This window comes from Streptomyces sp. CA-142005, assembly GCF_050942335.1.
Taxonomy (GTDB): Bacteria; Actinomycetota; Actinomycetes; order Streptomycetales; family Streptomycetaceae; genus Streptomyces.
In genome coordinates this window covers 1,957,012-1,982,202 of the sequence record NZ_CP192078.1, presented here as the reverse complement: position 1 = coordinate 1,982,202, position 25,191 = coordinate 1,957,012, and the positions used below count along the sequence as shown (strand labels likewise).

The 25,191-nt window shown below is 69.8% G+C and carries 21 protein-coding genes and 1 pseudogene; 11 read left to right on the top strand and 11 right to left on the bottom strand.

The window, feature by feature from the left end:
* Positions 1-54: 54 nt before the first annotated feature.
* Positions 55-504 (bottom strand): MarR family winged helix-turn-helix transcriptional regulator, encoded by a 450-nt coding sequence (locus tag ACQPXS_RS09510; protein WP_365327041.1) that lies wholly within the window; start codon positions 502-504, stop codon positions 55-57.
* A 113-nt stretch (positions 505-617) separates the two neighbouring features.
* Between ACQPXS_RS09510 and ACQPXS_RS09505 the strand changes: the two genes are divergently transcribed.
* Both ACQPXS_RS09505 and mltG read left to right on the top strand, forming a co-directional pair.
* The gene (locus ACQPXS_RS09505; RefSeq protein WP_433448788.1) at positions 618-2,426 is read left to right on the top strand and encodes an ABC transporter ATP-binding protein; all 1,809 of its coding nucleotides are present in this window, start codon (positions 618-620) and stop codon (positions 2,424-2,426) included.
* A gap of 102 nt (positions 2,427-2,528) precedes the next feature.
* Entirely contained in the window at positions 2,529-3,413 is an 885-nt protein-coding gene (gene mltG, locus ACQPXS_RS09500; protein ID WP_433448786.1) for an endolytic transglycosylase MltG, read from the top strand.
* Positions 3,414-3,425: 12 nt separating this feature from the next.
* Here mltG and ACQPXS_RS09495 read toward each other — a convergent pair whose 3' ends face one another.
* Complete coding sequence (locus ACQPXS_RS09495; RefSeq protein WP_433448784.1) at positions 3,426-4,505, bottom strand: NAD(P)-binding domain-containing protein; 1,080 nt, start codon at positions 4,503-4,505, stop codon at positions 3,426-3,428.
* A 544-nt stretch (positions 4,506-5,049) separates the two neighbouring features.
* Here ACQPXS_RS09495 and ACQPXS_RS09490 point away from each other — a divergent pair.
* Positions 5,050-5,877, top strand: a complete 828-nt coding sequence (locus tag ACQPXS_RS09490) for an SDR family NAD(P)-dependent oxidoreductase (protein WP_433448782.1) — start codon at positions 5,050-5,052, stop codon at positions 5,875-5,877.
* A 171-nt stretch (positions 5,878-6,048) separates the two neighbouring features.
* Here the strand turns inward: ACQPXS_RS09490 and ACQPXS_RS09485 are convergent, their stop codons facing one another.
* From ACQPXS_RS09485 to ACQPXS_RS09475, 3 genes are all read right to left on the bottom strand, one after another.
* On the bottom strand, positions 6,049-6,504 hold the full coding sequence (locus ACQPXS_RS09485) for a DUF6884 domain-containing protein (protein WP_399183227.1): 456 nt from the start codon (positions 6,502-6,504) through the stop codon (positions 6,049-6,051).
* 348 nt (positions 6,505-6,852) lie between these two features.
* On the bottom strand, positions 6,853-8,244 hold the full coding sequence (locus ACQPXS_RS09480) for an MFS transporter (RefSeq protein WP_433448780.1): 1,392 nt from the start codon (positions 8,242-8,244) through the stop codon (positions 6,853-6,855).
* 358 nt (positions 8,245-8,602) lie between these two features.
* Positions 8,603-9,676, bottom strand: coding sequence for a DNA-3-methyladenine glycosylase (locus ACQPXS_RS09475; protein ID WP_433448778.1), 1,074 nt, complete (start codon positions 9,674-9,676; stop codon positions 8,603-8,605).
* Between ACQPXS_RS09475 and ACQPXS_RS09470 the strand changes: the two genes are divergently transcribed.
* Positions 9,657-9,833, top strand: coding sequence for a hypothetical protein (locus tag ACQPXS_RS09470; protein WP_433456271.1), 177 nt, complete (start codon positions 9,657-9,659; stop codon positions 9,831-9,833). The two genes, ACQPXS_RS09475 and ACQPXS_RS09470, sit on opposite strands and share 20 nt — an antisense overlap.
* A gap of 71 nt (positions 9,834-9,904) precedes the next feature.
* Here the strand turns inward: ACQPXS_RS09470 and ACQPXS_RS09465 are convergent, their stop codons facing one another.
* The gene (locus ACQPXS_RS09465) at positions 9,905-10,909 is read right to left on the bottom strand and encodes a GlxA family transcriptional regulator (protein ID WP_107100545.1); all 1,005 of its coding nucleotides are present in this window, start codon (positions 10,907-10,909) and stop codon (positions 9,905-9,907) included.
* Between the two features lie 541 nt (positions 10,910-11,450).
* Here ACQPXS_RS09465 and ACQPXS_RS09460 point away from each other — a divergent pair.
* Positions 11,451-12,530 (top strand): TDT family transporter, encoded by a 1,080-nt coding sequence (locus ACQPXS_RS09460; RefSeq protein ID WP_433448776.1) that lies wholly within the window; start codon positions 11,451-11,453, stop codon positions 12,528-12,530.
* Between the two features lie 96 nt (positions 12,531-12,626).
* On the opposite strand, the gene ACQPXS_RS09455 is transcribed toward ACQPXS_RS09460, so the two are convergent.
* From ACQPXS_RS09455 to ACQPXS_RS09440, 4 genes are all read right to left on the bottom strand, one after another.
* Positions 12,627-13,844: a tellurite resistance/C4-dicarboxylate transporter family protein gene (locus ACQPXS_RS09455; RefSeq protein ID WP_433448774.1), complete on the bottom strand. Its 1,218-nt coding sequence runs from the start codon at positions 13,842-13,844 to the stop codon at positions 12,627-12,629.
* 9 nt (positions 13,845-13,853) lie between these two features.
* Positions 13,854-14,153, bottom strand: a complete 300-nt coding sequence (locus ACQPXS_RS09450) for a DUF488 family protein, N3 subclade (protein WP_433448772.1) — start codon at positions 14,151-14,153, stop codon at positions 13,854-13,856.
* Between the two features lie 52 nt (positions 14,154-14,205).
* Positions 14,206-16,167 (bottom strand): 1-deoxy-D-xylulose-5-phosphate synthase, encoded by a 1,962-nt coding sequence (gene dxs / locus ACQPXS_RS09445; protein WP_433448770.1) that lies wholly within the window; start codon positions 16,165-16,167, stop codon positions 14,206-14,208.
* 81 nt (positions 16,168-16,248) lie between these two features.
* On the bottom strand, positions 16,249-18,993 hold the full coding sequence (locus ACQPXS_RS09440; RefSeq protein WP_433448768.1) for a multifunctional oxoglutarate decarboxylase/oxoglutarate dehydrogenase thiamine pyrophosphate-binding subunit/dihydrolipoyllysine-residue succinyltransferase subunit: 2,745 nt from the start codon (positions 18,991-18,993) through the stop codon (positions 16,249-16,251).
* A 448-nt stretch (positions 18,994-19,441) separates the two neighbouring features.
* Between ACQPXS_RS09440 and ACQPXS_RS09435 the strand changes: the two genes are divergently transcribed.
* Positions 19,442-19,789: a MarR family winged helix-turn-helix transcriptional regulator gene (locus ACQPXS_RS09435; protein WP_433448766.1), complete on the top strand. Its 348-nt coding sequence runs from the start codon at positions 19,442-19,444 to the stop codon at positions 19,787-19,789.
* A 611-nt stretch (positions 19,790-20,400) separates the two neighbouring features.
* A complete protein-coding gene (locus ACQPXS_RS09430; RefSeq protein ID WP_433448764.1) occupies positions 20,401-20,856 on the top strand; it encodes a flavin reductase family protein in 456 nt (151 codons plus the stop codon).
* A gap of 289 nt (positions 20,857-21,145) precedes the next feature.
* On the opposite strand, the gene ACQPXS_RS09425 is transcribed toward ACQPXS_RS09430, so the two are convergent.
* Positions 21,146-21,757 carry a TetR/AcrR family transcriptional regulator gene (locus ACQPXS_RS09425; protein ID WP_399183212.1) on the bottom strand — a complete coding sequence of 204 codons (612 nt, stop codon included), beginning with the start codon at positions 21,755-21,757 and terminating at the stop codon, positions 21,146-21,148.
* Positions 21,758-21,915: 158 nt separating this feature from the next.
* Here ACQPXS_RS09425 and ACQPXS_RS09420 point away from each other — a divergent pair, with 158 nt between their 5' ends.
* The 4 genes and pseudogenes from ACQPXS_RS09420 (at position 21,916) to ACQPXS_RS09405 (ending at position 24,570) form a co-directional block, all read left to right on the top strand.
* Positions 21,916-22,488, top strand: a complete 573-nt coding sequence (locus tag ACQPXS_RS09420; RefSeq protein ID WP_433448762.1) for an ester cyclase — start codon at positions 21,916-21,918, stop codon at positions 22,486-22,488.
* Positions 22,489-22,784: 296 nt separating this feature from the next.
* Positions 22,785-23,324: pseudogene (locus ACQPXS_RS09415) on the top strand (LysR family transcriptional regulator); the annotation flags it as partial.
* A gap of 128 nt (positions 23,325-23,452) precedes the next feature.
* Entirely contained in the window at positions 23,453-24,166 is a 714-nt protein-coding gene (locus ACQPXS_RS09410; protein ID WP_433448760.1) for an SDR family NAD(P)-dependent oxidoreductase, read from the top strand.
* A gap of 32 nt (positions 24,167-24,198) precedes the next feature.
* Complete coding sequence (locus ACQPXS_RS09405; protein ID WP_030651808.1) at positions 24,199-24,570, top strand: nuclear transport factor 2 family protein; 372 nt, start codon at positions 24,199-24,201, stop codon at positions 24,568-24,570.
* Positions 24,571-25,191 lie beyond the last annotated feature (621 nt).

The following is a 25,191-nucleotide window of genomic DNA, read 5'->3' as shown; positions in this document are numbered from 1 at the left end:
ACCGAGGGTGGTGTGCGGCCCGCCGTGCCGTGCGCCGTGCCCGGTGCGCCGGATTCAGCAGCGCTGGCCGCCGTCCCCGTCGATGAGTGTGTCCAGCAGCACGCCGAGCACCTGGCGTTCCTTCTCCGTCAGCGGAGCGAGGATCTCCTCGGCCGCCGAGCGGCGTGCGCCGCGCAGCTCGCGCAGGGTCGTACGCCCGTCGTCCGTCAGCTCGATCCGGGTCACCCGCCGGTTCGCCGGATCCGGCACCCGCCGTACCTTCCCGCTTGCCTCCAGCCCGTCGACCAGCGTCGTCACCGCGCGCGGCACCACCTCCAGGCGCTCGGCGAGGTCGGCCATGCGCGGGGGCGAGGCGTAGTGCGCGAGGGTGCGCAGCAGCCGGGACTGGGCCGGGGTGACGCCCAGGTCGTGCCGTTCCAGATGGCGTTTCTGGATGCGGTGCACCCGGCGGGTCAGCCGCAGCAACTGCTCGGCGAGCAGGCCGTCGGGATCGGGGGTGGTCATGCGGGAACAATATCAGGATGCCGTTCATTGTGAGTATAGGTAACAATGAGCTACGATCCGTTCGTCATCGCCGGCCGACCCCGACCGGCGCCCGTACACCTCCGTAGGAGCCCATGCATCCCGATCGAGAACCGTCCTGGACCCCGCCTGCCGACGCCAAGGAACAGCCCCGGCAGGTGCGCCGCATCTTGAAGCTCTTCCGTCCCTACCGCGGCCGGCTCGCGGTCGTCGGCCTGCTGGTCGGCGCCGCCTCGCTGGTCTCGGTGGCCACGCCGTTCCTGCTCAAGGAGACGCTGGACGTCGCGATCCCCGAGGGCCGCACCGGCCTGCTCAGCCTGCTCGCGCTCGGCATGATCCTCAGTGCCGTCCTCTCCAGCGTCTTCGGCGTGCTCCAGACGCTGATCTCGACGACCGTCGGCCAGCGCGTCATGCACGACCTGCGCACCGCCGTCTACGGCCGGCTGCAGCGCATGTCGCTCGCCTTCTTCACGCGCACGCGTACCGGCGAGGTGCAGTCCCGGATCGCCAATGACATCGGCGGCATGCAGGCCACCGTCACCTCGACCGCCACCTCCCTGGTCTCCAACGTCACCAGCGTGGTCGCCACGATCGTCGCGATGATCGCCCTCGACTGGCGGCTCACCATCGTCTCGCTGCTCCTGCTGCCGGTGTTCGTGTGGATCAGCCGCCGCGTCGGCAACGAACGCAAGAGGATCACCACGCAGCGGCAGAAGCAGATGGCCGCGATGGCCGCCACCGTCACCGAGTCGCTCTCGGTCAGCGGCATCCTGCTCGGCCGCACGATGGGCCGCTCCGACTCGCTCACCGCGTCCTTCGCCGAGGAGTCCGAGCGCCTGGTCGACCTCGAAGTGAAGTCGAACATGGCCGGGCGCTGGCGCATGGCCGTGATCACGATCGTCATGGCCGCGATGCCGGCCGTCATCTACTGGACGGCGGGCCTGGCCCTGCAGTTCGGCGGCCCCAAGGTCTCGCTCGGCACCATCGTCGCCTTCGTCTCGCTCCAGCAGGGACTGTTCCGGCCCGCCGTGAGCCTGCTCGCCACGGGTGTCCAGATCCAGACCTCCTTCGCCCTCTTCCAGCGCATCTTCGAGTACCTTGACCTGCCCATCGACATCACCGAGCGCGAGCGGCCCGTCCACCTCGACCAGGTCAAGGGCGAAGTCCGCTTCGAGGACGTCGAGTTCCGCTACGACAGCGACGACAGGTCCCGCCCCGTCCTCGACGGCGTCGACGTCACCGTGCCCGCGGGCGGCAGCCTCGCGGTCGTCGGCCCGACCGGTGCCGGAAAGTCCACGCTCGGCTATCTGGTGCCCCGCCTCTACGACGTGACCGGGGGGCGCGTGACCATCGACGGCGTCGACGTCCGGGACCTGGACTTCGACACCCTCGCCCGCGCGGTCGGCGTCGTCTCGCAGGAGACGTACCTCTTCCACGCCTCGGTCGCCGACAACCTCCGCTTCGCCAAACCGGACGCCACGGACGAGGAACTCCGGGCGGCGGCCGGAGCGGCGCAGATCCACGACCACATAGCCGCGCTGCCCGACGGTTACGACACGGTCGTCGGCGAGCGCGGCCACCGCTTCTCCGGCGGTGAGAAACAGCGCCTCGCGATCGCCCGCACCATCCTGCGCGATCCGCCCGTCCTCATCCTGGACGAGGCGACCAGCGCTCTCGACACCCGTACGGAGGCCGCCGTCCAGGAGGCGATCGACGCCCTGTCGGCCGACCGGACGACGATCACCATCGCCCACCGCCTGTCCACGATCCGCGGCGCCGACCAGATCGTGGTCCTCGACTCCGGACGGGTCGCCGAACGAGGCACCCACGAGGAACTGCTGGAACGGGACGGGCGGTACGCCGCACTGGTGCGCCGGGACGCGCAGCTGGAACCGACGAGCTGAACGCGGCCGAGCCGAACGCGCCGTGACCGACGCGCTGACGCTGCGAACCGACAGGCTGACCATATGTCGGGATTGGGGCGATATGCGTATTACCGTACCCGCATGCAGACGAAGATTCCGCCACGAGGCACGAGTCGACTGACACGCCGGGGGAAACTCGCCCTCGTCGTGGCCGGCGCCGCCGTGGTCGGCGCCGCCGTGGCGGTGCCGCTGCTGACGCTGGACAACGGACCCGAACAGACGCTGACCGCGGCACTGGTCGTCCCGGAGGGCTGGCGCGCGAGCCAGGTGTACGACGCGATCGACAAAGCCCTCCGGCTGCCTCCAGGAAGCACGCGCAAGTCCGTGGGGAAGGCCGGTCTGAAGCTGCCGAGCGACGCCGCGGGCAACCCGGAGGGCTATCTCTTCCCGGCGACGTATCCCCTGTACAAGGGGGCGACGCCCGAGTCCGTGCTGCGCTTCATGGTCGACACCGCCGACAGCAAGTTCAACGCGGCGCCGATCGCGGCCGGGGCGCAGCGCAACACGATGAACGTCTACCAGACCGTCACCATCGCCAGCATCGTCCAGGCCGAGGCCGCGACGAAGGCGGACATGAGAAAGGTCGCCCGGGTCGTCTTCAACCGGCTCAAGCGCGGGATGCCGCTGCAGATGGACTCGACGATCAACTACGCGCTGCGCCGCAGCACCCTCGACACCAGTCAGGACGACACACGCATCGAGAGCCCCTACAACTCCTACCAGCGCATGGGTCTGCCGCCCACACCGATCGGCAACCCCGGCGAGGACGCGATGCAGGCCACGCTCAACCCGGCGCCGGGCGACTGGCTGTACTTCGTCACGGTCAAGCCGGGAGACACCCGCTTCACCTCCGACTACAGGACGCACATGCGCAACGTGGCGGAGTTCAACTCCCTCCACCAGGGCGCGGGCGAGTCGCACAGCCCGAGCCGGACCCCGGCCTCCCCGCGGCCCTCGGTCAACTGACCCGGCGGGACGTCATGCGGCGACCGGCTGGTCCTCGCCGAGCAGTCGCCTGATGTCCCGGACGGCCGCGCGGCCCGCCCGGTTCGCGCCGATGGTGCTGGCCGACGGGCCGTAGCCGACGAGATGGACGCGTGGATCGGCCACCGCCCGGGTGCCCTCGACCCGGATCCCGCCGCCCGGCTCGCGCAGCCGCAGCGGACGGAGATGGTCCAGCGCGGCGCGGAACCCGGTCGCCCAGAGGATCACATCCGCGCTGACGTGCCGTCCATCGGCCCACTCCACGCCGTCCGGGGTGATCCGGTCGAACATCGGCTGCCGGTCCAGGACTCCGTCCGCGAGCCCCTGCCGGACGGCGTCGTTGAGGGGAAGCCCGGTGACCGAGACCACACTGCGCGGGGGCAGCCCCTGACGTACCCGCTCCTCCACCAGCGCGACGGCCGAGCGGCCCGCCTCCTCGTTGAACGGCCCCTCGCGGAACACCGGAGGGCGCCGGGTGACCCAGGTGGTCGCGGCCGCGTACGGGGCCAGCTCCAGCAGGTGCTGGGTGCCCGAGGCGCCGCCGCCCACGACCACGACGCGCTGTCCGGCGAACTCCTCGGGTCCGGCGTACTGCGCGGTGTGCAACTGCCGCCCGCGGAAAGTCTCCTGACCGGGATAGCGCGGCAAGAACGGCCGGTCCCATGTGCCGGTCGCATTGATCAGGGCACGCGTCGACCAAGTGCCGTCCGAGGTCTCGACGAGCAGCCGCCCCCCGTCGCCTTCCCGTACCGCCCGCACGTCGACGGGCCGTCGGACGCGCAGGTCGAAGGTGCGCTCGTACCGGTCGAAGTACTCACCGATCACCTCCGCCGAGGGCCGCGCGGGATCGGCGTCCGTCAGCTCCATGCCGGGCAGCGCGTGCATCCCGTGCACCTTGCCGTACGTCAGTGAGGGCCACCGGAACTGCCAGGCGCCGCCCGGCGCGGGGGAGTGGTCGAGGACCACGAAGTCGCGGTCGGGCTCGAAACCGGTGCGCCGCAGATGGTAGGCGCTGGACAGCCCGGCCTGACCAGCGCCGATGACGACGACCTCGACCTCACGCGATTCGTTCACGCTTCTACCAACCGGGATGGGGGCGTGGATCTTCCCGGGCGTGGATCTTGTAGGTTCTCATTTCGCTTGTCCTTTTCTCATGAGGCTTGGCCCATGTCCGACCCAAAGGACAGCACGGTAAGACGAATGCGCGTTTGATGGTTCACTCGCAGTAGTGCGGATCGTACTTTCGGCTGTGAAGGCGGTGTGCTCCGGTGTGACCCTGGGGCAGCTCAGCTGATTGAGGCCGGCTCTGATATCGCGCCCTTGTTGCTCGGGGGTGGGGCGTGTCGCGCGTCGTCGACGAAGTCTCCGTGAGTCTGCGTCGTACGGACGGGACGATCGAGGAGGACCGGCCTTGGCCTTCGACGGGCGTCGATGACCTCGGGCCGTCGAGGCCTTGGCGGACGTTTCGCTGGCGGCGCGAGCAGAAGCACTACTCGGGCACGTATTGGTCCTCCACAGTGCGGGATCACGACCCGGCCTTCCTTGTTCGGCGTGACGGGTACGTGCCGCTGGTCGTCGAGGTCAAGCCACCACACGACCCAGCAACACCGTGGCGCTCGTGACCGGCGCGAGCAGTGGGATCGGAGAGGCGACCGCCCGCAGCCTCGCCGCCGAGGGTGCGGCCGCCGTCCTCGGACGGCGGCGTGAGCGGCTTGAGCAGCTCGCCGACAAGATCCGGATCGATGGAGGCACGGCTCTCGTGGTGGAGGCAGACATCACCGATCAGCGGCAGGCCGCCGCCGCGGTGGGCACTGTGGTGGCCCAACTCGGCCGCCTGGACACCGTCGTCAACAACGCCGGCTTCATGGGTGTCGGGCAGATAGGGGACTCGCCGCTCGGAGAGTGGGAGCAGATGCTCGAGGTCAACGTCCAGGGCCTGCTCTACATTGCTCATGCCGCGTGGCCGCATCTCCTGCGCGCTGCGGAGGACTCGCCGCGAGGCGTGGCGGATCTGGTCAACATCAGCTCCACGGCCGGCCGGGTCGCACGGCCCGGCACGGCTGTTTACAACCTGAGGAAGTTCGGCGTCAACGGATTCACCGAGGCCCTGCGGCAGGAGGTCATGGAGAAGCACCTGCGAGTGAGCGTGGTCGAGCCCGGCACCCTGGACACCGAGCTGAGCACCCATCTCCGCGATGCCGTGCGGCAGGCCATCGAGCGTCAGATTCAGGGCATGGAACTGCTGCGCCCGAGGACATCACCGACACCGTGTCCTACATCGTCACCCGGGACCGCCGGGTCGCCGTCAACGAGGTCCTCGTACGAGCCAGCGAGCAGACCTGGTAGTAGTCGACGGACGGCCTGCATGACCGCTCGCTCCTGCATCACCGCTTCACGCCTTCCCGGGGCCGACGGTCGCCGGCCCCGGGATCCGCTTACACCCTAGGATGCCCTGAGGAGCAAGAGGTCGGCACCGCCTCCACCATCAGCTTCACGACGTCGCGATGTGGTACCACCACACCATGTACGACCGTCACTTCGGGAACGCTTCCCAGTCCCCGTAGTGCCATGCGCCTCGGCACATGGCGGCGAGGCCTCGCGGTCGCCGCACGAAGCGTCATGTCAGAGGCATTCCCCGTCCCTCGCGCAATGCTGCAAGCCGGGCCATTTGCTCACCCATACCGCGTGCTCCGGCCAACGGCGTGTGGACGTGCGGCCAGACGGAGCGCACGAGGCTGATGTGTCGTGCACCGCCGAGGGCCACCACCGGGTCAAGGCCCACGATGTCACGCACGGTTGCCTGTTCCAGAAGGACCTGGCTCGTTACCGCGTCGGCTGCGCCATGAGGTGTGTCGTACGGCTCGATGACGTCGTCGAGGTCGAGGAGCCCGTGGCGTGCGGAGAGAATGAGCAGCAGGTCAGGTTGCAGTGCGTCGGCCGCCTTGCGGCATGCCCGGTGGTAGGAGCCTACGTACATGTCTGCGGAGCGCGCGGGCGAGCCCAGTTTGCGGCTGCCGCACGGGATGACGACGAGTTGCGGCTTGAAGTAGTCGAGATGGTCGTTTGTGGTCATGTCTGTGGTCCTGCCTGTGCTGTGATGTGAGCAGTACTGGTCGTGTGCGCGCCCGGCGTGTTCTGGTGGAGACCCGCCTGCCGGGCGGTGGAGCCGGGGGATGGCCATGGCGGAGCGGAGTTCGAGAAGAACGGGGTCATGCCGGATGACCGTCCTGAGGCGTCCACGGGAGGGGCAGGGGAGGCGGCCGATGGAAGCTCAGACCCGGCAATGCCGCCGTCGCACGAACAGCTGGTGCACACTCGGCCTCTTCGAGCAGGCCCACTATGTCCCCTGACGCGCAGCGGCAGCACCGTTCCGCCAGGCCCGCCGCGGCCGCGGACCCTCGCTTTCGCCGCCGGCGGCACGTCAGACCACGCGCTCCTTGGCGTTGGTCCTCACCGTCGGAGTCTCGGCCGGTGTCGGGTGGATTCCGGCGAAGCCGAGGAACGCACCGAAGGCCGTCATGCCGGCGGCGATGGTGAAGCTGAAGGCGTAACCGTGCGCGGCGGCGGTCACCTGGTCGGCGCCCGCACGCCGCAGCACGGCGGCGTGGCCGGTGCCCAGTGAGACCAGGGCAGCCAGGCCGATGGCGCTGCCGATCTGCATGGACGCATTGTTCATGCTGGTGGCGATGCCCGCGTCCTCACCGGTGGCGCCGTCCACTCCGGCGACAGTGGATCCGACGAGGACGAGGCCGCCTCCCAGCGGCACGAGGATCAGTCCGGGCAGTACGTCGGCCACATAGGTGCCGTGGCTGCTGAGGCCGGCAAGGAGAACGTAGCCGACCGTGGTGACCGCAAGCCCTCCTCCGTTCAGGGCCCGCAGACCGAACCGGGGAAGGAGGCGTGGTGCCATCACGGTGGCGCTGAAGAGAATGACCAACCCGAACGGTACAAAGGCGAATCCGGTCGCCAGCGCGGAAAAGTGCAGTATGCGCTGGACATACAGGCTCAGTGAGAAGAAGAGGGTAGCGAACCCGACATAGTAGCAGATGCGCACGATGTTGGCGATGCTCCGGTTACGTGAGCGCAAGAATGCGAGGGGCACCAGGGGCTGGGCCACGTGAGCCTCCACCAGCACGAAGCCGATCAGGCAGAGCACACCGATCCCGACGCAACCCAGGACGGGGAACGAGAACCATACGTGACTGTCCTTCTCCAGGAGGCCGAACACGACCAGGAGCAGACCGAGGGTGACCGTGACGGCGCCGAGGACGTCGGGCCGACCGCGCTTGGTGGCCCGGCTTTCGGAGACGAGCCTGAAAGTGGCGAAAAACGCGAACGCGGCGATGGGCAGATTGATGAAGAATATCCAACGCCAGGAGGCGATGGTGGTCAGGATGCCCGAGAGCACGACTCCCAGGGCTACCCCAACTCCGGCCAGGCCGCTCCAGATGGCCATGGCCCGTGCCCTTTCCCGCCGCTGGGTGAACAGCAGCGTCACCAGGGACAGGGCTGCCGGGCTGACGAGTGCCGCACCGACGCCCTGTACGAAGCGGCCGGCGATCAGTACACCGGCTTGCTGGGCCACTCCCGCGCTCGCCGACGCCAGCGCGAAGATCGCCAAGCCGGTCAGGAAGAGGCGTCTGCGGCCGAGCAGATCACCCAGGCGTCCGCCAAGCATCAGCAGCCCACCGTAGGTGACGGTGTAGCCGTTGACGACCCATGCCAGGCCCGTGGTCGTGAAGCCGAGATCGTGCTGGATGGGGGGAAGCGCGACATTGACCACGGTCACATCGAGGAGCAGCATCACCTGCACGAGGCAGATGATCCCGAGCGCGCGCCACCTGCGCGGATCCGGCTCGGGAGTGGGACTGATCGGAGTCATCACTGATCGCCTTCTATACGGTCGGGCCGCCGCCGTCCCCGCGGACGCCGTCTCAGGAGGAGAGGCAGCAAGCGGGCCCGGCCCAACGGACGTTTCCTGAGGTTTTCAACTCGCAGGCGCCAGGTGTGCGTGGCCGCGGATAAGGACAGCGAAGGCGCACATTCGGTCTTCGCTGCGGGTTCGTCGCAGACCCCGGCGCCGGTACCGGAGCGAGGCTGAAGCACCTCCGGGTGCCGCCGCCTCCGGGGAGCGGCGCCGGCACTCGTGATGTCCCAGGCCGGCGGGAGGGTCAGCCCTTCGCCCGCCTCCGTTGGCGGGACCCCGGGTGCGCCCGATAGGCGCTGACGCTCGACTCGCCCAGCATCCAGAAGCGCCAGGGGTACAAAGCAGCAGGACCGCCCACCCCCGTCCGCGGCCCTCGACCGACCCGCGCGGACGAGACGCCCCCGGGTTCCGCGAGGAACAACTCCGCCGCCGCGTCGCATGCTGACCGCCCGTCATGATGCAGATCGGCGATGCCCAACGCTCGCGCGAGGTTGGCCGGGCCGCGCGCGAGATCGCGCGCCCGTACCCCAGGCCCCCGGCGTTCTCGCGCGACGTCTGCTCCCTCCACGACGGTGCCGGCGCGGAGCAGCACCGAAGCGGGACGCCGCCCGGGCCCGCAGACGGCGTTCAGGCACCGATGCACCGCGTGTGTCCGGTACACATAGAAGGTCCCCGGGGCCCCGAACTCCGCTCGATTGGTCCGGTTCGGGCCCCGGAACGCGTGCGAGGCCGGGTCATCGGGCCCCTCGTACGCCTCCACCTCGGTGATACGCACCGCCGTCACGCCGCGCTGCGAGCGCGAGACCACGAGAGCCCCCAGGAGTTCGGGAGCCACCTCGAGGGCGGGCCGGTCGAAGAAGTGCTCGCGCAAGGCGGACCGCCCTGCCGACGCAGCCCCTGGCTCATCGAACGCCCGCAACTGCTCGTGATCGGTCCCGGCCACGCCCGGGACCGTCCGGTTCTCTGCCAAGCCGCTGCCTCCTGTCGAGATTCCGGGACGCCGGATCCGACGCCCCCACCGTCCCAGCGCTCTCCTTGCGTCGCCCCATGGCCCGAGAAACTGCCGTGAGGCACCCGGATACGGACCTTCGAGCCGAACGCCCACCAGGCCGTTGGAGGAAGGAACACGCTTCAGGACGAGGTGACATCGAGGCGGAGCACGCGATCCAGGCTGCGGACGCGATGCCGGACCATCAGCAGTCGGGCGAACGTTTCCGGGGCCGCGAGACAAACGCGGCGGGCATCCGGCCGACCGGCGATTCACCCTCCTGCGCGTCACCGGCCACGCGCATGTACGGGTGAGCGAATGCGTCACCATCTACGACGGTGCGCCTTCGTACTCGGCGAGCGTCATGGAATTCGCCGACCAGCAGGTCGTGCACGAGACGCAGTACTTCGCCGGTCCTTTCGGCGCGCCCGCGTGGCGGGCGCGCTCGCCGAGCCGGTGCTTGGGACAGACTGTCGAGGAGGCCTGACCGGCCTCGTCCGGCACGGCCGGCCTGTCGGATTTCGGCGATTGTCCGTGCTCGCCGGATACCTCCAGGGCTCAGGCGCCCTTGCCGTCGACTCCGGTGTGCGTGGTGCGGAAGCGTGCCCGGTAGGCTCCCGGCGTGATGCCCAGGTTGCGCGTGAAGGCCCGACGCAGGGACTCCGGTGACCCGAAGCCGGTGCGCCGGGCCACGGTGGCCATGGGGTCGTCGCTGTCTTCCAGCATCGCCTGGGCGGCCTCCATGCGGACCTGCTCGACGTAGCGGGCCGGGGTCGTGTGCATCTCGTCGTGGAACAGGCGTGTCATGTGGCGGGTGCTCACACCTGCCCGGCGCGCCATGGCGGCAAGGGTGTGCGGGGCGGACGGGTCCTCGGCGACCGCGTCCAGGACCCGGCGCAGCATCTCCTGTCTCGCGCGCGGGGTGTGGGTGCGGACACTGAACTGGGACTGGCCGCCCGGCCGCTGCATGAACACGACCATGTCCTTGGCCACGGCGCGGGCGACGTCGGCGCCGAGGTGCTCCTCGACCAGGGCGAGCGAGAGATCGATGCCCGAGGTGACGCCTGCGGAGGTCATGATGTGGCCGTCGCGGACGAACAGGGCGTCCGCTTCCACGGTCACCTTCGGGTAGCGCAGGGCGAGCTGGTCGGCGAAGCGCCAGTGCGTTGTCGCCTTGCGTCCGTCGAGCAGTCCGGCCGCGGCGAGGAGGAAGGCGCCGGTGCAGATGGACGCCGTGCGGCAGCCGCGTGCGTCGAGCCCTCTCATGGCGTCCAGCAGCGCGTCGTCCTTGATGAGGGAGGGCCACTCCGGGCCGCCGGGGATGACGACCACGTCGCTGGCCGCCTGTACCTGCGCGGCAGCGAGGTCGACGCGCAGTCCGGTGCCGGCTGCGGTGACCACGTCGGCGCCGTCAGGGGAGACCGTGCGTACGCGGTAGCGGCCGCCGAATTCGTTGGCTGTCGTGAACACCTCGATCGGGCCGGTGACGTCGAGCAGCCGTACGCCGGGGAAGACCAGCACGGTCACCAGGAGCGGCTTCCTGCCTGACGGCCTGTCCTTCATCGTGCGCCTCCCGGACGGACTGGGGCCCACATCGGAGGACACCATCATCCGCCCGGCGATGCTGTGCCGCTCCCGTGCCGATTGTCGTCCGCGTCCCTGCGGCATGCTGCTGCCTTCCGTGGTGTGGAACGAGGCATCGGGCTTCGGCGCCTCGCCCGTGTTCAGCGGTCGCTTACCGTCTCGTCATGGCCACAGGTGTGGCCACAACACGCTCGGACAAGGACATCGGGGCATCGGGCCGGCACCCGGCAACCGGCCCGCACGGTGCTCGATGTCCTGGTGTGAGGGCGTCATGGCGCGTGCTGTTCTGTGGCGGGAGCCGCGCTTCGCCATAGCGTCGAGGGCGGACGCGGCCGACGGTCTCGGCCGCGTCCCTGAGCTGCTGGGTGTGGCCCGGCCAGTCGGCCGGGCCCGTCACCGTGGCTGGTCGTGGACGGTGACGAATCCGACACCCCAAGAGAAGGCACTCCGCGCCGTGACACCCCACCCCAGTACCACCCGAGCGGTCCCGTCCCAGGTCGGCCCGGCCCCGAGATCATCCGTGCTTGTACGTGACCAGCCGGACGAGGCGAACGGCAGGGAGCGTGGCCGGCTCGGTCCCGGTTGGTTCGCCGCCGTCATGGGCAGCGGGATCGTCACCGTCGCGGCCGCCACCCTGCCGCGCGGTTTCCCCGGACTCGGCGACGCCGCCACGGTGGTCTGGGCGGGGACCGCGCTGCTGCTGATCGTGCTTGCCGTCACCTATACCGGGCAGCGGGCGCTGCGGGTGCATGCCGGTGATCCGGTACTGGCCCAGTTCTTCGGGGCGCCGCCGATGGCTCTGCTCACCGTCGGGGCCGGGACGCTGCTGCTCGGCCGGCGGCTGATCGGGGAGCGTGCGGCGGTGGCTGCGGACTGGGTGCTGTGGTCGGCCGGTACGGTGCTGGGTCTTGCCACCGCTTGCACGGTGCCGTATCTGATGGTCACGCGGCACCGTTTCACGCCGGACGCGGCGTTCGGCGGCTGGCTGCTACCGGTGGTGCCGCCGCTGGTCTCCGCCGCGACGGGCGCGCTGCTCATCCCGCGGGCGCCGGCCGGGCAGGTGCGGCTGGCCCTGCTGCTGTGCTGCTACTCGATGCTCGGGCTCGGGTTGGTCGCGGTCCTGCTGGTGCTGGCCATGGTCTACAGCCGCCTGGTGCATCATGACGCGCCCGGCGGTGCGGTGGTGCCCACGATGTGGATCGGCGTGGGGGCGCTGGATCAGGCGGTGACGGCGCTGGGGACGCTGGCCACCGCGTCGCCGAGCGCGCTGCCCGCCCCGTACGCGCGCGGGAGCGGTGTCGCAGCGCTCCTGGGTGGGCTCGGGATCTGGGGCTTCGCCCTGCTGTGGCTGGTACTGGCCACGGCGCTGACCGTACGGGAAATCCGCAGAGGGCTGCCCTTCGCAGCCACCTGGTGGTCCTTCATCTTCCCCCTCGGTGCGTGCGTCACCGGCACGAGCGCGCTCGCTGCTCGTACCGGCTCGCAGCTGTTCGTCTGGATCGCCGTCGTCCTGTACGCCCTGCTCGTCGCCGCCTGGGCGGTGGTCGCCTGGCACTCCCTGCGCCATGCTGTCCGGCAGCGTGAACGCGCCCGCCGCTGACAGGCCCGTGTAACGCTCCGCATGACACGGACGCGTCGCGCGAACCCGGCTGTCTGCCGACGGGCAGCCGGGTTCGCGCCGCACCGCAACGCGTGCCTATGGCAGCGCCCCGGTTGCCGTCGAGGCCTTGCTCTGCGGGCGGGTCGTCCGCCCCGCACCGGCGGATCCGTGCGCGGTCGTGGGGCGGGCCCGGAGTCTGGCTGCCACCATGGCGGCGGACACGACAGCCCAGAACACCACGGCGATCCGGACCTCCCGGCGGCCCAGGCTCGTCCTCCACGAGGTTGCGGTCGCGCGTCCCAGCTCATGCGTGGTGACCGCATACATGCCGACCGGGAAGACGAGGTTCCACCAGCCGAGCTCGTAGCGCAGCGGGCCACGGCGCAGCGCGTGCCGCCAAACGCCCAGAGCCAGCAGGAGCGGAATCAGCCAGCTCGAGAACGCCCACAGGACGACGGACGTCCCGATGACGAGCGGGCGCGACAACATCGTGGTGCCTGGATGGAGTGCGATCAGCCGGACTCCGGCGAGTGCGGCGATCGCCGCCGCCCCCATGAAGATCCATACGGACGTCATGAGGCCTTCCGGCTGCACCGGCCGGGCCAGCAGCCGGGCCAGGACCAGCGCGGCGGTCGGCAGGTACTGCATCAGGCCGACGGCCCAGCACACCACTGCCAGGACGGCCAGTGCGTGTCCCCGGGTCACCCGGGCCAGCGATGCCGCCGCGACCGCCACCGACTCCGATCCCACCGACCACAGGAACCAGGTGCCGTTCACCTGGTCGAGCGAGGAGCCCCGCTTCAGCGTGGTGATGAGCGTGAGCGGGACGCCGTAGTCCAGCACCACCCACCCCAGCGTCCCGAACGCCAGGAACGCCCCGGCGACCGCGGTGTGTCCGGCCGGCACAAAGCGAGCAGCCAGCACGTTCGAGGAGATCGCGAGGGTGAGGAACGCGAAGGCACGCGGCCCGAGGAGATCCGCGGCGAACCGCTCGCGCCGGCGCAGCAGCCGCCAGCCGTAGGCGGGCACCAGTACGGCGTAACCGGCCAGGGCCACCCACAGCAGTACGGCGGACGCGGTGTCGGCGCGGTTGACGTACAGGGCCGTGGAGACGATGCCGGTGCCCATCACGAACGCGAGTGCGCCCGCGTTGAGATTGGCCACCGCGGCGGAGACGGCCGCGCGGTGTCCAGGCGGCGGGGACCCGGGAGCGGTACGTCCGTGCTCGGGAAGGGCGGCATCCGGGCGCCGCTCATCGTGAGAGCCGGGTTCGGTGCGCCATTCGGCCAGGACCGCGGTACGGCTGTGGTCCATGTCCTGGGTTCAGGTCAGCAGGGTGAGGCTGCGGTGTTGGGCCAGGTCCCGAAGCCGGGCAGCCGCGTATTTGTGCCGTTGATCGCCCAATTCGGTGAGATAACGGCGGCGGAACGCACCGAACCGCTGGGGGTGGTGGCCGTACCAGCGCTGCAGCTCGATGGATGGTGCGACCCCGCGGCCACTCGTCGAGCGGTGCGCCTTGCCGGCGCAGACCTTCCGGCCAGACCCCATCAGCGCGCGCTCGCCGACCTCGCCGTCCTCGCTTGGCGTCTGCTCGTCGATTCTGCGGCAGATGATCTCGGACATGACGCATCCTCCGGCCGCTTTCGCAGTAGAAGCATTTCACTCGTATGCGAATTCATTGCCTTTTGGGTGCGGGGATGGTGCGGGGACCGGTGGGTACCGCGGTGACGGCCGCGCGGGCCAGGGTCTGGGTGACGGTGTGCGCGATCGCCTGAGCGGTCAGGCCTGCTTCCGCGAGGATCTCGGCCCGGGTGGCCTGCCGGGGAAACCCGTCCGCCACGCCCACGGCACGTACCGGGGTGCGGATGCCGGCCTCCTGCAGGCCCTGGGCCACCGCTGCGCCCACTCCTCCGGCGCGCAGGCCGTCCTCGACCGTGACGACCAGGGCGTGCTCGGCGGCGAGCGCGGGCAGATCGCCGGGGAGCGGCTTGACCCACAGTGGGTCCACTACGGTGACCTCCACCCCCTGCTCGGCGCAGAGCTCCGCCGCTTCCAGAGCGACCGAGGCCGTCGTTCCGACAGCGACCAGCAGGACGCCGCCGCCGGGGGCCTCGCGCAGGACGTCGACCGCACCGGCGCGGCCGACCGCCGGGATCGCAGGGCCGACCGTGCCTCTCGGGTAGCGCAGGACCGTCGGCGCGTCGGCGATCGACACGGCCTCCCGCAACTGCCGCCGCAGCGTGCGCGCATCGCGGGGAGCCCCGATACGCAGACCGGGGACAGCTTGGAGCATCGCAAGATCCCACAGCCCGTTGTGGCTGGGGCCGTCGTCACCGGTGACTCCGGACCGGTCGAGGACCAGGGTCGCACCGAGCCGGTGCAGCGCGAGGTCCATCAGCACCTGGTCGAGGGCGCGGTTCAGGAACGTGCCGTACAGGGCGATCACCGGATGCAGGCCCGCCATGGCCATGCCGGCGGCCGAGGCGACCGCATGCTGCTCGGCGATCCCGACGTCGAAGAACCGTGCCGGGTAGCGTGCGGCGAAGTCGTTGAGACCGACGGAGCCGGGCATGGCCGCGGTGATCGCGACGACGTCCGGGTGCGCGTCGGCCAGTTCGACCAGTTCCCGGCCGAACACTGCCGTCCAGGTCAGACCAGCGGGCCGCACAGGGTGCCCGGTCTGCGGGTCGATGATGCCGATGCCGTGCAGGTGGTCCTCCTCGTTCTGCTCGGCCGGCGCGTATCCGAGCCCCTTGCGCGTGATGCAGTGGACGACGACCGGCGCGCCATGGGCCTTGGCCCGTTCCAGAGCTGCTTCCAGGGCGGTGATGTCGTGGCCGTCGACGGGCCCGAGGTAGTGCAGTCCCAGCTCGCAGAAGAGCGAGTGCGGCATCACGGCCTCCGCGCTGCCCCCTGCCAGGCCCGCTTTCAGGCCCTCCTTGATGCCTTCCTTGGCCGCGTGCAGGGTGCGGTGCAGCGCCCGGCCCGGCGCTCCGGCACCGTCGAGCGCCTGTCTGCCCCAGCCGGCCAGACGCTCGTAGCCGGCGTGGGTGCGCAGGGCCGCCAGGTGCCGGGCGAGTCCGCCCACAGTCGGTGCGTACGAGCGTCCGTTGTCGTTGACGACGATCACCACCGGCCGGTCCGGTGCCGCCGCGATGTTGTTGAGGGCCTCCCAGGCCAGCCCTCCGGTGAGTGCTCCGTCGCCGACGACGGCGACGATGTGCCGGTCCGACTCTCCTGCGAGCTGTGCGGCCTTGGCCATGCCATCGGCGTACGACAGGGCGACCGATGCGTGGGAGTGCTCGATGTGGTCGTGCGTGGACTCCTCCCGGCTCGGGTATCCGGAAAGCCCGCCACGCTGCCGCAGGCCGGAGAACTCACCGGCCCGCCCCGTCACGATCTTGTGGACGTACGCCTGGTGCCCGACGTCCCACAGCAGCCGGTCGCGCGGGGAGTCGAAGACCCGGTGCAGTGCCAGGGTCAGTTCCACGACGCCGAGGTTGGGCCCCAGATGGCCTCCCGTGGCCGCGACGTGGCGAACCAGGAAGTCGCGGATCTCCCCGGCCAGCCGGACCAGCTCTGGATGGCTCAGACCCCTCAAGTCCGCGGGCTGGTTGATGCGCGCCAGCAGGCTCATGCCGCTGCTCCTCCTCGATGCTGCCGTGGTGTCGACGGATACGCGCGGTGGGCAGCCGATGCGCACCGCGCGAGCCGCTGATCACTGGAAGGCCGATGTCACGAGAGCCTTCTGCTCCACGCCGTGCCGGCGGGCCGAGCCGACCGCGGGCGCGGGCGCCTCGGGCCGGCTCACGCACTCCACAGCGCGCCGGGTCAGCCGGTACAGACGCGGCGCGACGAACGACCACGCACCCTGGTTCTCCGGCTCCTCCTGCACCCACCGCACGTCCGCGGCCGCGGGGAAGCGGGCGAGTTCCGCCGCGAGTTCCTCGTCGGGGAACGGGTAGAGGCGCTCCACGCGGACGATCGCCGTGTCGGTCGAGCCCGCGGCGTGCCGGTGGGCGTCGAGGTCGTAGAAGACCTTGCCCGAGCACAGCAGCACGCGCGCGACACGGGCCGGGTCCGTCGTGTCGTCCGGCAGGACCGGGCGGAAGCCGCCCTGGGTGAACTCGGCCAGGGCGGAGACGGCCGCCTTCGACCGCAGCATCGACTTCGGGGTGAACACCACCAGTGGCCTGCGGCCGTCCAGCGCCTGCTGCCTGAGCAGATGGAAGTAGTTGCCCGGCAGGGAGGGCATGGCCACGGTCATGTTGTCCTGCGCGCACAGTTGCAGGAAGCGTTCGATCCGGGCGGAGGAGTGGTCGGGGCCCTGGCCCTCCAGGCCGTGGGGCAGCAGCATGGTCACTGCGGAGCGCTGGCCCCACTTCTGCTCGGACGAGGCGATGTACTCGTCGACGACCGTCTGCGCGCCGTTGGCGAAGTCACCGAACTGGGCCTCCCACAGCACCAGGGCTTCCGGACGGGCCTGCGCATAGCCGTACTCGAAGGCCAGCGCCGCCAGTTCGGACAGCATCGAGTCGTACGGTGCGAAGCTGGCGGCCTGCGGGCTGAGGGAGTTCAGCGGCGTGTGCTCCGCGCCGGTGCGCCGGTCGGTCAGTACGGCGTGGCGCTGGCCGAAGGTGCCGCGCCGGGAGTCCTGTCCGGCCAACCGTACCGGGACGCCCTCCAGCAGCAGCGCACCGATCGCCAGTGTCTCCGCGGTGGCCCAGTCGACGGTGCCCGTGTCGAGCGTCGCCGTGCGCCGGTGGAGCTGCGGCAGGACACGCGGGTGCACGGTGAAGCCCTGCGGCAGGTCGGTCTGCGATGCGATGACCTGACGGGCCGTCGCCTCGTCGATCGCGGTCGCCGTGCGCTGGGTGGCCGCCTGTCCGGCGTCGGCGCAAGGAAGGTCTTCGGCCGGTGCGGGAGCGGGCAGCGCCCGGGTCTCGGCGAAGGCCCGTTCGAGGTGATCCTGGTAGTTGCGGCGGGCACTGTCCACCTGCCGCTCGCCGATGTCCCCGCGGCGTATGAGGGCCGCGGCGTACAGCGTGCGCACCGAAGCCTTGGCGTCGATGCGTTCGTACATCATCGGCTGCGTGATGGACGGGTCGTCGACCTCGCTGTGCCCGTGGCGCCGGTAGCAGACCAGATCGACCACGACGTCCTTGTGGAACGTCTGGCGGTAGTCGAAGGCCATCCGTGCGACGCGGTCGACGGCTTCCGGGTCGTCGCCGTTGACGTGGAAGATCGGGGCCTCCACCATCCGTGCCACATGGGTGGCATACGTGCTCGAACGGCCGTTGGCGGGGAGGGTGGTGAAGCCGACCTGGTTGTTGACGACCACGTGGACCGTCCCGCCCGTGCGGTAGCCCGGCAGTTGCGACATGTTCAGGGTCTCGGCGACCACGCCCTGGCCGGCGAAGGCCGCGTCGCCGTGGAGGACGACCGGCAGTACGGGGAAGGGCTCGCCCTGGTCCCCGGCCAGGTCCTGCTTGGCGCGCACCACGCCCTGGGCCACCGGCCCCACGATCTCCAGGTGCGAGGGGTTCGCCACGACCGAGACGGCGATGGTGCCGCCGTCCAGGGCACGGTACGTGCCCTCCGCGCCGAGGTGGTACTTCACGTCCCCCGAGCCCTGGACCGACCGGATGTCCACCGCGTCCTCGAACTCGTCGAAGATCTGGCCGTAGGACTTGCCGATGATGTTGGCCAGGACGTTGAGCCGGCCGCGGTGCGCCATCCCGATGACGGCTTCTCGGACACCGTCTTCGATGGCGCGGAGCAACAGGGCGTCGAGCAGCACGATGGCCGACTCGCCGCCTTCGAGCGAGTACCGCTTCTGGCCCACGTACTTGGTCTGCAGGAACGTCTCGAAGGCCTCCGCGGCCCCCAACCGGTACAGGATCCGCAGCTGTCCGGCACGGTCCGGGCGGCGCTGCGGGCCCTCGACGCGCTGCTGGATCCAGCGGCGTTCCCCGGCGTCCTGGATGTGCATGTACTCGAACCCGGCGGTGCGGCAGTAGAACTCCCGCAATGCACCCAGCACTTCGTCGAGTGTCATCGTGGCGCGCCCGGCGAACCCGTCCACGGCGAAGTCCTCCGCCCGGTCCGCGTCGTCAAGTCCGAACGCGGCGATGTCGAGCTCCGGATGCGCTGCGGCGGGCCGGGCCATGAGCGGGTCCGTTCCGGCCATCAGATGCCCGCGCACGCGATACGCGTGGATGAGCGCCGCGACCCGTACCGCCTTGAGCGCCGCCTCGTCGGTGCCCTTGTGGTGTTGGGCTGAGGCGGTCAGGGAGGCCGCGGCAGCCGGGGACATCAGAGTGGCGAAGAAGTCCCTCCACGTCTGGTCGACCGAGCCGGGGTCCTGGAGGTAACGCCGCCGCTGCTCGTCCACGACCCATTCGTTGAGCCCGAAGTCCAGCCCGTGAGACGCTGCTCGAGCGGTGTCTGATTGCGACGCCATGGCGCGAACGCCTTCTTTCCTCTGCGAAGCCTTGGGATGGCGGACGCGGCTACGGCGGTCGTCCGCCTGCGTGTCAGGTGTTCGAGGACTTCGCAACCTTTGCGGAGACCGACCCGTTCGACCGCGTCGCACTTACGACGCTAGGACGCCGGGAGTGCGGAGACGGATGGCCGGGCGCGCCACGACGGCCTCACATCAGGACATCGGACGGGTGACGGCCTGCTGCCTGCCGTCGTCGCATATTCGGAGTGCGGGCGGTGACGCCGTCCTGATCCGAGGGCTTCGTGTCCGTCGGTCCCGGGATCGACGTCGTATGGAATCTGGTTGTGATGCTGCGGCCGCGGGCTTGCGGCCGGAGAACCGACCCCTGGGAAGGAATATGATCGACTGCGATTGGTCGGACACCACGCGGTGGCGGTTTCCAGGGGTCCTGCGGACCTTGGGTCTCGTGCACGGTGAGTTGCGGGTGCGGCACGGACTGTCACTCCATGACTACCTCATTCTCGGCGCGCTCGCCGAGGCCGCGAGCGGATCTGTGCCCGTTGCCAAGCTGGCGGCGTTCCTCCAGGAATCCGGGGACCGGATGTCCTACCTCCTCAGGGGTCTGCAGGCTGCCGGACTGATTGATCGCCATCGTCGTGCCGGAGACCGCAGGACGGTCGAGGCCACCCTGACCGAGGCAGGACGCTCCAGGTTCGCCGCCGCCGAGACGACCGCGCAGGCGCTGATGCGCCGGCACCTCGGTCCGGGGCTGGACACCCAGGAGCCGTCCGGCCGATCGTGTGACGTCACTTGATCTGCTCGTTTTCCACGCCACCGGCTGTGGACGGCGGACGGCACCTGGGCGCGGCTTCTGCGGCGAATCCAGCGCGTGGCCTACAGCGGGCGAGATCGACTGCGACGTCCTTGATCCGCGTTTCCCCTTCCGGACCCCGGGATCAGCAGGACGTCGCATGGCTCCCGTACATCATCGACCCGCACATCGGCGCCGAGGCGGGTCCCGGCGGAGGTGATCACGTCCGTACCCCTCGGACGCGATCCGCACCTGACACTGACCGCCGAACTCGTTGGCCGCAGCGAACCGATGTGCGGCTGAGCGCGCTTCTCTGCGAGGCACAGCGTCATGAGGGCGCTGTCCCGGCTACCATCGCGCAGGAGGTCCACCATGACGACGCTGTTGTCCGTCAACGTATGACTGCCCAAGGATGTGCCCTGGCAGGGAAGGACCGTGCACACCGGAGCCTGGAAGGGTCCTGTCCAGGGCTCCCGCATGGTCCGGCGGCTGAACGTCGATTTCTGGCCCAACTCTCAGGCGCCCGCGAGTACATCTACTACACCGGCGAAACCCCACGTTCCGACGAGCCCCACATCACTCACGGCCGCCCGACCGCTGCATCCCTCATGGCCATGGGCATCCCCGCCGAGGCCAACGCCTACCTGTGCGGCCCATCCGCCTTCATGGACGACCTCGCCGGCTTCCTGCGCGATCTGGGTCTGCGCCCCCAGCAGATCCATACGGAACAGTTCACCGCTCTCCCCGCCATCAATCCAGGCGTGACCGTCACCGCCGTGATCCGGCCGCACCAGCCACCCGGTCCCACCGCAACCGAGCCCCTCATCACCTTCGCCCGTAGCGGCATCTCCACCCCATGGTCACCCGCTCAGGCGACCCTCCTCGATCTTGCCGAAGCCTGCGACGTCCCCACCCACTGGTCCTGCCGCACCGGCGTGTGCCACACCTGCATCACCCACCTCGTCGCAGGCGACATCACCTACACCACCCCACCCCTCGAACTCCCCGAGCCCGGGACCGTCCTGGTCTGTTGCAGCAAGCCGACCACCGAGGTCGTCCTCGATCTGTGATCGGCCGACAAGGCGAGTGAGGAGCCGGCTGACCAGCCACGTAGCCGTGGTGGATCGCACGCCGGACGCAGACCCTCGATACCCATGGCGGCCGTCGGCCCGCGGAGCACCGAAACCGCGCAGGGCCGGCGTCCAGGACTGCATGAGCCTCGGCCGCACCTCTCTGATGAGTTCCGCCGTTGAAGCGCGGGCGGCGCGGAACCGACACCCGGCCAATGTCAGAGGATGTCGACCTGGTGCCGGACAGACGACCTGTCGCCCCCGACTTGCCGCCGCTCCGCAGGCGGTGTCAGCGCAGTGCGGCGACCGCCGTGCGATAGAGGACGTCCTCGGCACGGTCCCAGGACCAGCCGCTCTCGACCACCAGGGTGCGCCAGCCGGTGGGGCCGAACCAGTGCCAGAGCAGGTCGGCTGTCTCCTCCACCGGGTAGGAGGGCGGTGGAGTCAGGGTGTGCATATGGCGGGCGGTCGTGTGCAGCGCGTCACGGTAGTCCGCGGTGGCGCGCTCCCACAGGGCCTCGCCGTCCTCGTGGACGGGCAGCGCCTTGCGGATCGCCTCGTGCACGGTGAACTGACTCTCGTTGCCCATCCGCGTGCCATGAGCCAACGCTCGCAGCACCGACTCTGGTGTCCGTTCCTCAAGCAGCGTCTGCATCGCGCGTTCGTAACCTGATGCGTTCACGCCTTCGTCGACGATCCGGTTCAGGATGTCACTCTTGCTCCCGACGCTCGCGAAGACGGTCTTCGAGGCCACGCCCGCCGCCGCGGCGATGTCGGCGACGGTCACCCGCCCGTAGCCGCGCTCGGCGAACAGTTCTGTGGCCTGACGCAGGATCAGCTCGCGTGTCTGCGCGGCCGCCTGTTCGCGCAGCGGGGAGACGTAGGAGCGCTTGGACGGCATGATCGCAATTCTATCGCCGTGAATTCATTAGGTGTGCTATAACCTCAAATGCGCCGGTCGAACTCGGACCGAATGCGCGGCCACGCCGCCGGTCCCGCGGGCCGACCCGCGTGATCATCGCGACCGCACAGCCCACGAGAGGCAGCCGCATCATGGGAATGGACCCCACAGAACTGGCCCACGGACTCTTCCGCGTCCTCGAGACGGGTGCCCCGACGCTGGCCGCCGACGTGGTGCATGGGGACTTCTGTAACCGCGAGGCGGCCGTGGCACCCCCGGCCTGCGCTCTGCCCGGCCCGGCCGGGGTCCTCGCCTCGGGTGCGTGGATGCGCTCCGCCTTCAGTGATCTGCGTTTCCCGGTCCTCGGCATCGCACGCAATGACGACCAGGTCTGGGTGCGGCTGCGCATGCGGGGCCGCCACACGGGGCCCTTCGTCCGCTACCGCGACGGCGCACCCGATCAAGCCATACCCCCCACCGGTCATGACATCGATTTCGAGCAGATCCATGTACTCGGCCTCCGTGACGGCAAGGTGGTGAGCCATGAGGCGGTACGCGACGACATCACCATGCTCGGCCAGCTCGGTGTCTTTCCGCCGGCCCCGCCCACGGCACTCCGCATGATCGCCTGGCGCATGACCGGGAGAGCCGCACGCGCCGCCACCCGTGTCACGGCCGAGGCCGCCGAGGCGGCCGCGCTGCTGCGCGACAAACCGGCAGAAAGCCGCTGAGTCGACCGCGCCACGTCGGCTGAGAGGTCTGCGGTGCGGCACTCGCCCCAGGACCGTGGCCGCCAGCGGATGCGATCGACCTCCGCGCGCGAGACGGCGTATCCGCGTAACGGTTCCTCGTGCGGAACGCGACCAGTGCCCAGGTCGGCAGACAGGAGGAGGGTGATTGGGGGGACGAACCGAGACCGTTGTGCTTCGGTTCGCGCGCCGACCGGGCCGAGAGCCTCTCCCTGCATCGGCGTCCTACGGCCGCCCGAGGTTCGCTCGCTGAAAGTAGCCGACCGGTCGGTTATTTCGACGGCAGCCTCGACCTCGCCGTCTGCTGGGTGCGCGCCGAGGACCTCGAGCGGCTCGGGCTGCGGGCCCGGCTGATCGGCGCCGACCGCCTCTACGCCGTCGCGAAGGGCGGCGACACCAGCGACCCACCGGATATGGCGCCCCGCGACACCGATGTACTGATTGACGATGACATCACCTCCTGGGCGTCCTGGAACGTGTACGCCGAGGAACTGACGCAGGTCGCCGGGGCCCGCCCGGTGCGCATCTCCGATGGTGCCATCACCGGCCCCGCCTTCTTCGACCACGTCCGCCGCTGCACCCGCCCAGTCCTCAACTCGCCCAAGGGGCAGACCGCTCCGCTCCCGCCCGACCTGGTCCGCCGCGAGATCGTCGCGCCGAAGGTCTACTGGACATGGCCCCTGGTCTGGCGCGAGAGCGAGGACCGCCCCGGAATCCTCGCCGCCGTCGACGCCCTGAGCGACGGCGTAAGTGACCTCGGGATCCATGCCCCGGATGCCTGGTTGCCCGCCGACGATCCGTACGCGATCCCGGCCTGACGTGCGCTGGGAGGCTGTGCCTCCCAGGTGGTAGGAAGCCGGTCCTTCCACTGCCGAACCGCCCGGCCTATGGTCAAATAGTCGACCGGTCGGCTAGTGACCGGTCATCCTCTTTGGAAAAGGTCAGCATGAGCACACACCACCAGAAGGTAGCGATCATCACCGGCGCCTCGCAGGGCATCGGCGCCGCCCTCGTCCAGGGCTACCGCAAGCTCGGCTACGGCATCGTCGCCACCTCCCGCACCATCGTCCCCGCCGACGACGCCGACGTCCTGACCGTTCAGGGCGACATCGCCGAGCCGGCGACCGCCGAGCGGGTCGTCACCGCAGCACTCGAGCGGTTCGGCCGTATCGACACCGTGGTCAACAACGCGGGCATCTTCGTCGCGAAGTCCTTCACCGACTACACGGCCGAGGACTACGCCAGCGTGACCGGCATCAACGTCGCCGGCTTCTTCCACCTCACCCAGCAGGCCCTCCCGCACCTGCTCGCCCAGGGCGGCGGGCACATCGTGAGCGTCACCACCAGCCTGGTGGACAGTCCGGACGCCCGGGTCCCCTCCGTCCTCGCCTCGCTGACCAAGGGTGGCCTGCAGTCCGCGACCAAGTCCTTGGCGATCGAGTACGCCACCCGAGGCATCCGCGTCAACGCCGTGTCGCCCGGCACCATCAAGACCCCCATGCACCCCGAGGAGACCCACGAGTTCCTCGCCGCCCTGCACCCGGTCGGCCGGATGGGTGAAGTGAGCGACATCGTCGACGGAGTGCTCTTCCTGGAGACGGCACCCTTCGTCACCGGCGAGATCCTGCACGTCGACGGCGGTATGAGCGCCGGACACTGACCGTACGCCGAGTCTTGGACCAAGGAGTGGACATGACCGCCACGACCGACGACGCGGAGATCCTGAGCGGAGTGCTCGACCAGTGGAAAGCCGCGGTCGACGCCCACCAGCCCGACCGCGTCGCCGCCCTCTTCACCGAGGACGCCGTCTTCCAGGGGCTGCACCCCTACAGCGTCGGACGCCAGGGCGTCGCCGACTACTACGACTCCCAGCCCCTCGGCATGAAGGCGGCATACCGGATCCTCGAGACCAGGCGGCACGCCGACGACCTCGTCCTCGGCTACCTCGCCGTCGAGTTCTCGTTCACGGACCGGCCCCCGCTGGACGTGAAACTCTCCGTCCTCGTTGTCCGCACAGGGGACGACTGGTCCATCGGCCACTATCAGGTATCCCGCCTGGATTAGCCTGTTCGGCCAGATCAACCGACCTCGTCTCTGGCGCATGTTGACGCCCGCTCAACGGGCGCTTCGCACCCGAGTTGCGCCGCACCTTACCCCTGAGCGGGGTGACCGGTGTGGCGCACCTGCGCTGTCAGCGACGCCCTCTCCCACTGCGGAAGCGTGCCAGCGGCTCCTTCTCCGCGGTCCGAGTCTCACACACATGCCGATCACCGGATCGCGGCCGAGCATGCTGTCTGGCACGTCCGGGGCCAAGCGCTGGCTGTTCCTGCCAGCGTTCTGGTCCTCCTGTGGAATCCGTGCATCGGCCTCTCCTGCCTGGCCCGCCGCGCGGCGCCGCCACGGCCGACCCAGGTGTCCTGGAAGAGAGCGTCGCCGCCACTTCCGACCGATGGGCATCGTCACCGGTCTCGATGGTGATCCGGTCGACTACGTTGGGACGGAGGTCGGATGTCCTCGGGAACGGCGGTGTGGCGCTCATTCCGTCGTGAACGGGTTCTCGGTGATCGGCAGCGTCCTGCCCGGTTCCCCGGGAGCCGGGTCGACGTCGAGGTCTGTGAGATCAAGACGCGCGTTGTCCTCGGGAAACTTCATGCAGACCGTGCTTAAGTGGATGGACGTGGACGG